Origin of the sequence: Mesorhizobium sp. M1E.F.Ca.ET.041.01.1.1 (assembly GCF_003997355.1) — a bacterium.
Taxonomy (GTDB): domain Bacteria; phylum Pseudomonadota; class Alphaproteobacteria; order Rhizobiales; family Rhizobiaceae; genus Mesorhizobium.
This window is the reverse complement of the sequence record NZ_RZSL01000309.1, coordinates 1-7,396: the sequence shown is the minus strand read 5'-3', so window position 1 is coordinate 7,396 and position 7,396 is coordinate 1. Positions and strand designations below refer to the sequence as shown.

Below are 7,396 nucleotides of genomic sequence, written 5' to 3'. Positions count from 1 at the left end.
GGTCTGGGACGAGGTGGTCTTCCGCGACGAATTGATCCGCCTCGACGACCGCCGCGACGGCTTCGATCTTGTGCTGACGCTGACTCGCGAGCAGGCCCGCCGCCCGGCGGACTATTCCCGGCGCGTCGACGCAAAGATGATGGCGCAAGCCATGGAGCGGCTGCCAAAGGCGCCGAGGCTCGCCTATGTCTGCGGCTCGAACGCGTTCGTGTCGGCTGCCGCCGAGGCCCTGATCGATGCCGGCGTTCCGGCAGGAATCATCCGCACCGAGCGCTACGGGGTGTGAACGCTCGCTGTCTCAGCCGACCGGTCGGAGTTTGCCGCGCCAGGTCGCATGGGACTCCGCTTGCTTTATCCGGCCATCCTGGAACGCCGATTTCTCTCACCTTGCCGATGTCGGCAATGCTTTCGAATCGGATCCGAGCCGGCCGCGAAATGGTTAATGGTATCGAAAAGTGACTATTAGGAGACTCTAAAATCGAACCGAACGGTTCGTTTCTGTTGACGGTGCGTGCAGGACGGGGTGAACATTGGTGGTCGGACACACTTGGTGAGCCAAATGAAGAAGTAACTTAAACATCTGAATTGGTTTAAGAAAAATCTGATTGTAGGAACGCTTTTTGCAATTTCAAGGTGCGGATTCATGGTCCAGCCGGAACAACTTCGTGATTGGAATCCGGCAGCCGGCTTTCCCACATCGGGCCTGTCCGAACGACGCGATTTCATTCCCAAGACACGCCGCTAGACGGACGGAAGAAAGATACTGGAGTACCAAAAATGAAAAAGATTGTTCTCACTGCCGCCGCCGTTCTGGCCATTTCCGGCAGCGCCTTCGCCGCGAGCGACAACTACGGTTCCAATGGCGCCAATCAGCCGGCTGCCGCGGTCGACACGTCCTACACGGCTTCGGTCAAGAAGTCGGAGCCGGCTGCTCAGCAGCCTGTCACCCAAGGCGCTGACCGCAACCTCTTCGGCAACAACTAACAGCCGAAGCACGGCCATGATCCGGATCTGAGGGGGTCTGGTCGAGAGCGGATCGGCGGCGGGTTTCGCCCGCCGCCTCGCAATGCATGCCGCCCAAAAGTGCACAGCGGTTTTGGGAAAACGACATGCATGAGATTTGGAATTCAGGAGTATCGAAAATGAAGAAGATCATTCTTGCCAGCGCGGCCGTTCTGGCCCTCTCCAGCGCCGCTTTCGCGGCCAGCGACAACTACGGCTCCAACGGTGCAAATCAGCCGGCGGCCGCAGTCGACACCTCGCGCACCTCGTCGATCGGCTCCGACTCGCCGGTCCGCAAGCAGCTGAACTCGTCGAATGACGAGCACAAGTCGGCCCCGCAGGGCAGCGACCGCAACCTCTTCGGCCGCTAGAGCAATTCCAGGAAAAGTGTGTAACGGTTTTCCGTCCGGAATTGCGTGAAAACAAAGAGATAGAGCGTCTCACCGTTTCCGTGAAACGGTGAGACGCTCTAACAGCCGCGGGCAGTTGAAAAAAGGGCGGCGAGTCAGGCTCGCCGCCCTTTTGTTTGCCGGAGCGGAAGGATGCCGGCCTCAGGCCGCCTTCGCCTCTTCGCGATGAAGCGTGAAGGAGTGGCCGTCCGCGTCGAAGATATGCAGGTCGCCGGCGCTGGCATTGAGCCGCAAGGTCTCGCCGCGCTTGACCTCGACATTGCCCGGCAGCTTGGCCACGAGCGGCAGGTCGGCGCGGCCGATGTCGACATAGACGAGCTGTACCTCGCCGAGCTGCTCGATATAGTCCACCTTGCCTTCGAACAGATAGTCCGTGCCGATGGCGATCGCGAGATCCTCCGGCCGCACGCCGAAGCTCACCGCCGCGCCGTTCGCCGAAGCGGGCGTCGCGATCGGCACCGTCGCCTTGCGGTCGCCGACGTGGCTGACCACGGTCGGATTGCCGGCCTTCTCGATCTTCGCTGGCAATATGTTCATGGCGGGCGAGCCGATGAACTGGGCGACGAACAGATTGCCCGGCCGCTTGTAGAGCTCCATCGGCGTGCCGACCTGCTCAACAACGCCTTCCTTCAACACCACGATGCGGTCCGCCAGCGTCATCGCCTCGACCTGGTCGTGCGTGACATAGATCATCGTCGTGTTCGGCATCTGCTCCTTCAGCTTGGCGATCTCGATGCGGGTGGCGACGCGAAGCGCGGCATCGAGGTTCGACAGCGGCTCGTCGAACAGGAACACCTTCGGGTTGCGCACGATGGCGCGGCCGATGGCGACCCGCTGGCGCTGTCCGCCCGACATCGCCTTGGGCAGGCGGTCGAGATATTTTGTGAGCTGCAGGATTTCGGCGGCCTGGCGCACGCGCTTGTCGATCTCGGCCTTGCTTTCCTTGCCGATCTTCATCGAGAAGGCCATGTTGTCGTACACCGTCATATGCGGATAGAGCGCGTAGGACTGGAACACCATGGCGATGCCGCGCTTCGACGGCGGCACGTCGTTCACCACCTCGCCGTCGATCTTGAGCAGGCCAGACGTGATCTCCTCGAGGCCGGCGATCGACCTCAGCAAGGTCGACTTGCCGCAGCCGGACGGCCCGACAAAAACGATGAACTCGCCCGATTTGATGTCGAGGTCGATGCCGTGGAGAATGTTGAGGTTGCCGTATGATTTCTTCACCTGGTTCAGCGTGACATCGGCCATGGTTTCCTCCTCCAGTGAATGTCCGTTGCAAACTCAGTCGATACGCCCGAACCAGGCGCCATAGCCGCCGAGGCGGATGGACCTGGTGCCAGCTTGTCCCGAAAAGCCATGCCCCTGCAAGGGCTGCGGCGAGCCTTTACCGAGATCGACCTCGGCAGGCTTGCTGCCGAGATTGAAGACGCAGGCGATGCGCTCATTGCCTTCGCGGCGCGTGAAGGCGACGGTGTCGCCATCGCTTCCGATGAAATCGATATCGCCCTTGGCCAGCGCCGGATGCTGGCGCCGGAAGGCGAGGAAGCGGCGGTAGTGCTCGAGCAGCGAGTTCGGGTCGCCCTGCTGCACGTTCACCGCTTGCGAGAGATGGTTGCCCGGCACCGGCAGCCAGGGCCTGGCGGTCGAGAAGCCGCCATTCTTGGCCGCCGCTTCCCACACCATCGGCGTGCGGCAGCCGTCGCGGCCCTTGAATTCGGGCCAGAAACGGATGCCATAGGGGTCCTGCAGGTCCTCGAACTTGAGCTCCGCCTCGGCGAGGCCGAGCTCCTCGCCCTGGTAGATGCAGACCGAGCCGCGCAGCGACATCAAGAGCGCCGAGATCACCTTGAGATAGGCGACCGGATCGGCCTCGTCGGCGGCCCAGCGCGAGGCCGGGCGCATCACGTCGTGGTTGGAGAAGGCCCAGCACGACCAGCCGTCCCTGGCGACCCGGCCGAAAGCTTCCAGCACCGCGCGCACCTTGGCGGCGCTGATCTTCTCCGGCGCCAGGAAGTCGAAGGAATAGCACATATGCACGCGCTTGGCGCCGGCGGTGTAGGCGGCCACCACTTCCAGTCCGCGCTGCGAATCGCCGACCTCGCCGACGGCGGCCTGCGCCGGATATTCGTCCAGCAGCGCGCGGAAGCGCTCGAGGAAGCCGAGATTTTCCGGACGGCTCTTGTCGTAGATATGGTCCTGATAGTTGTAGGGATTGACCGCCGGCGCCGTCTGGTCGTTTCGCTCTTCCGGCGGCAGCGGCGGATTGTCCTCCAGCCCCTGGCTGTGGAAGTAGAAATTGATGGTGTCGAGCCGAAAGCCGTCGACGCCGCGCTCCAGCCAGAAGCGGGTGACGTCGAGCAGCGCGTCCTGGACTTGCCGGTTATGGAAGTTGAGGTCGGGCTGCTCGGCCAGGAAATTGTGCATGTAGTATTGCTGACGGCTTGTGTCCCACTGCCAGGCCGAGCCGCCGAAGATCGACAGCCAGTTGTTGGGCGGCGTGCCGTCTGGCCTGGCGTCCGCCCAGACATACCAATCCGCCTTCGGATTGGTCCTGCTGGAGCGGCCTTCCTTGAACCAGGGGTGGATGTCGGCGGTGTGCGACAGCACCTCGTCGATCATCACCTTGAGGCCTAGGCGATGGGCTTCTGCGACCAGCGCATCGAAATCGGCCAGCGTGCCGAACATCGGATCGACATCGCAATAATCCGACACGTCGTAGCCGAAATCCTTCATCGGCGATTTGAAGAAGGGCGAGATCCAGATGGCGTCGACGCCCAGCGAGGCGATGTAGGGCAGGCGCCGCACGATGCCTTTCAGATCGCCGATGCCGTCGCCATTCGAGTCCTGATAGGAACGCGGATAGATCTGGTAGATCACCGCGCCCCGCCACCAGTCGCGGTCGAGGGCGGGGTCTGGTCTCGACGTCGCCTTCAAAGCCGATTGCATTTTATCAACCTCCTTTCACCGAGCCGGCAAGCAGCCCGCGGACGAAATAGCGCTGCAGGGAGAAGAACACGATCAGCGGCACGATGATGGTCACGAAGGCCGATGTCGTCAGGATCTCCCAGTCACCGCCGCGCGAGCCGAGCAGCGCATTGAGCTTGGCCGTCAGCACGATCTGATCGGCCTCTGTGCCGAGGAAAACCATCGCCACCAGCAGATCGTTCCATACCCACAGGAATTGGAAGATGGCGAAGGATGCAAGCACCGGGAAGGAGAGCGGCAGCACGATCTTGACGAAGATCTCGAAGTCGCTGGCGCCGTCGATGCGCGCCGATTCCATGATCTCGCGCGGCAGACCGGCGATATAGCTGCGCAACAGGTAGATGGCGAAGGGCAGGCCGAAGCCGGTATGCGCCAGCCAGATGCCGAGATAGGTCTTCGACGGCACGCCGAAGAAGCTGCCGACGCCATTATAGAGTTTCAACAGCGGGATCAGCGACATCTGCAGCGGCACGACCAGCAGGCCGATGATGACGGCGATCAGGAGCGCGCGGCCGGGAAAGCGCATCCAGGCCAGCGCATAGGCCGCGAAGGCGGCAATCAGGATCGGGATGACGGTCGAGGGAATGGTGACGGTCAGCGAGTTCATGAAGGAGCGGCCTATGCCTTCCGAGAACAGCACCGTCCGGTAATTGTCGGTGGTGAATTTCGGTGGCGCCGACGAGGCGAAATAGACGCGCTGGCCGCGTTCGCCTTCGAATACCTTCGGCGAGGACAGAACGAAGGTGCCGTCGGCATTGACCTGCAGGCTGACGCCGTCGCCGAGATCGGCCGCGGTGCCCGCCGGATACTGCGTCGGCGCCGCCGACTTGACGCCGAAGGCGCTGATCTCGCGCTTGGCGCCGTCGCCGAAGATGTTGCCCTCGATGACGTATTTGCCGTCCTTCTGCGTCTGCGCCGAAGCGGCCGGCAGTCGTCCGGCTTCGGTCTGGCTGGAACTGGCGAAGGAGTTCCACCAGCCCGAAGCGATGATCTGGTCCTTATCGCGCAGCGACGAGACCAGAATGCCGAGCGTGGGGATGGTCCAGATCACGACAAAGACGAACACGGCGATGTGGACGCCGAAGCGGCTGGCAAAGGACTTTCCGGTCTTGGCGGTCATCTCAGTGCCCTCCCGTCTCTTTGTTGGCCTGGCGGATGTTCCAGACCATGATCGGAATGACGGCAATCATGATGATGATGGCGATGGTTGCGCCGCGGCCGAAGTCGCCGCCGCCGCGGAACATCCAGTCGAACATCAGGTTGGCGAGCACCTGGCTGTTCCATTGGCCGTTGGTCATCGTCAGCACGATGTCGAACACCTTCAGCACCAGGATGGTGATGGTGGTCCAGACCACGGCGATCGTGCCCCAGATCTGCGGTACCATGATCTTCCAGAAGATCTGGAACGGGTTGGCGCCGTCGATGACCGCGGCTTCGAGCGTTTCCTCCGGAATGCCGCGCAGCGCCGAAGACAGGATCACCATGGCAAAGCCGGTCTGGATCCAGATGAGGATGATCATGAGGAAGAAATTGTTCCAGAAGGGCAGCGATATCCACACCTGCGGCTGGCCGCCGAAAAACTGGATGATGGCGTTGAGCAGGCCGATCTGGACCTGGCCCTCCCCGCGATATTCGTAGATGAACTTCCAGATCACGCTGGCGCCGACGAAGGAGATCGCCAGCGGCAGGAAGATCAGGCTCTTGGCGATCGTCCCCCACCAGATCTTGTCGGTGAGCACGGCGATGATCAGCCCGAGGAAGGTGCAGGCAGCGGGCACCACCGCCAGCCAGAGCACATTGTTCAGGATCGAATTGCGGAAATCGTGATCGCCAAAGGCCCACTCATAATTGGCAAGCCCGACGAAGCTCGCGCCGCCCCTGTCGAGGAAGGAGAGCCTGAGCGTCTCGATCACCGGATAGATCAGATAGATGGTGAGGATGATCATGGCCGGGCCGACGAACAGCCACGGCCGCACCAGCCCTTGCCGGCGCAGATTGTCGACGGCGGCGGTGCCGGAGACCCCGCGCGACGGGAAGATGACGTCGAGCAGTTTGTTGGCGCCCCAGAAATAGGCGACACAGCCGCCGACGCCGATGATGATGACGAATATGGCCGAGAAAATCTGAGCCGCCATGGGTCCCTCTCCCTGCGCATGACCGGCCAGGCAGTGCTGGCGATCGGATGCACCGACTTGTGAGTTTTCGGAACAATCGAGACGCGAAGGCTTCCGGCGTTACCGCCGGTCGGATCCGGGCCGTGGCCCGGATCCAGTAGGAGGATCAGGAAGGTCTGACTTGAGCCGCAAACGGCGGCTTACTTGATGGCATCCCAGCTCTTCTGGATGTCGGTTGCGACGTCCTGGGCGGACTTGCCGCCGACCAGGTCGATCATGCCGGTCCAGAAGGAACCGGCGCCGATCTTGCCGGGCATCAGGTCCGAGCCGTCAAAGCGGAAGGTCGAGGCGTTGGCCAGGATATCGCCCTGCTTCTTCAGCGCCTCGCTGGCATAGGCTTCCTTGTTGACCGCCTTGTAGGGCGTCACGAAGCCGCCCTGCGCCATCCAGATCTCATGCGCCAGCGGCATCTTGAGGAAGTCGATGAAGGCACGCGCGCCCTTGCTATCCTTGGTGATCATGACCAGCGTGCCGGCGCCGAGCACGGGCGTGCCGAGATCGGGCTTGGAAGCATAGGGCGGATAGTAGAAGAAATCGGCGTCCTGACCGATCTTGGTGCCTTCGGGGAAGAAGGTCGGGATGAACGATGCCTGCTTGTGCATGTAGCATTTCGGCGGCACCGAGAAGAGGCCCTTCGGGCTGTCGCGGAAGTCAGTTGCGGCCACCGCCTTGGCGCCGCCATCGACCATCTTGTCGTCGGTGGCGATCTTGCCGAAGATATCGATGGCGTTGACCACCGCCGGGTCGCTGAACGGAATCTCGTTCTTCACCCACTTGTCGTAGACGGCGGGAGTCTGCGTGCGCAGCATGATGTCCTCG

The 7,396-nt window shown here is 62.2% G+C and carries 7 protein-coding genes and 1 pseudogene; 3 read left to right on the top strand and 5 right to left on the bottom strand.

Annotated elements, in window-relative coordinates:
- From EOA38_RS22530 to EOA38_RS22520, 3 genes and pseudogenes are all read left to right on the top strand, one after another.
- A pseudogene (locus tag EOA38_RS22530) lies at window positions 1-286 on the top strand (oxidoreductase); the annotation flags it as partial.
- 491 nt (window positions 287-777) lie between these two features.
- Entirely contained in the window at window positions 778-984 is a 207-nt protein-coding gene (locus EOA38_RS22525) for a DUF680 domain-containing protein (RefSeq protein WP_126090674.1), read from the top strand.
- 158 nt (window positions 985-1,142) lie between these two features.
- Entirely contained in the window at window positions 1,143-1,373 is a 231-nt protein-coding gene (locus tag EOA38_RS22520; protein WP_127300292.1) for a DUF680 domain-containing protein, read from the top strand.
- 180 nt (window positions 1,374-1,553) lie between these two features.
- On the opposite strand, the gene ugpC is transcribed toward EOA38_RS22520, so the two are convergent.
- The 5 genes from ugpC to EOA38_RS22495 form a co-directional block, all read right to left on the bottom strand.
- Complete coding sequence (ugpC, locus tag EOA38_RS22515) at window positions 1,554-2,666, bottom strand: sn-glycerol-3-phosphate ABC transporter ATP-binding protein UgpC (protein ID WP_127300291.1); 1,113 nt, start codon at window positions 2,664-2,666, stop codon at window positions 1,554-1,556.
- 33 nt (window positions 2,667-2,699) lie between these two features.
- Window positions 2,700-4,364 carry an alpha-glucosidase gene (locus tag EOA38_RS22510; RefSeq protein WP_127300290.1) on the bottom strand — a complete coding sequence of 555 codons (1,665 nt, stop codon included), beginning with the start codon at window positions 4,362-4,364 and terminating at the stop codon, window positions 2,700-2,702.
- 4 nt (window positions 4,365-4,368) lie between these two features.
- Window positions 4,369-5,523 carry a carbohydrate ABC transporter permease gene (locus EOA38_RS22505; protein ID WP_127300289.1) on the bottom strand — a complete coding sequence of 385 codons (1,155 nt, stop codon included), beginning with the start codon at window positions 5,521-5,523 and terminating at the stop codon, window positions 4,369-4,371.
- Between the two features lies 1 nt (window position 5,524).
- Entirely contained in the window at window positions 5,525-6,538 is a 1,014-nt protein-coding gene (locus tag EOA38_RS22500; RefSeq protein ID WP_127300288.1) for a sugar ABC transporter permease, read from the bottom strand.
- A 179-nt stretch (window positions 6,539-6,717) separates the two neighbouring features.
- A partial coding sequence (locus EOA38_RS22495) for an ABC transporter substrate-binding protein (RefSeq protein ID WP_145966029.1) occupies window positions 6,718-7,396 on the bottom strand: 679 nt, incomplete at its 5' end.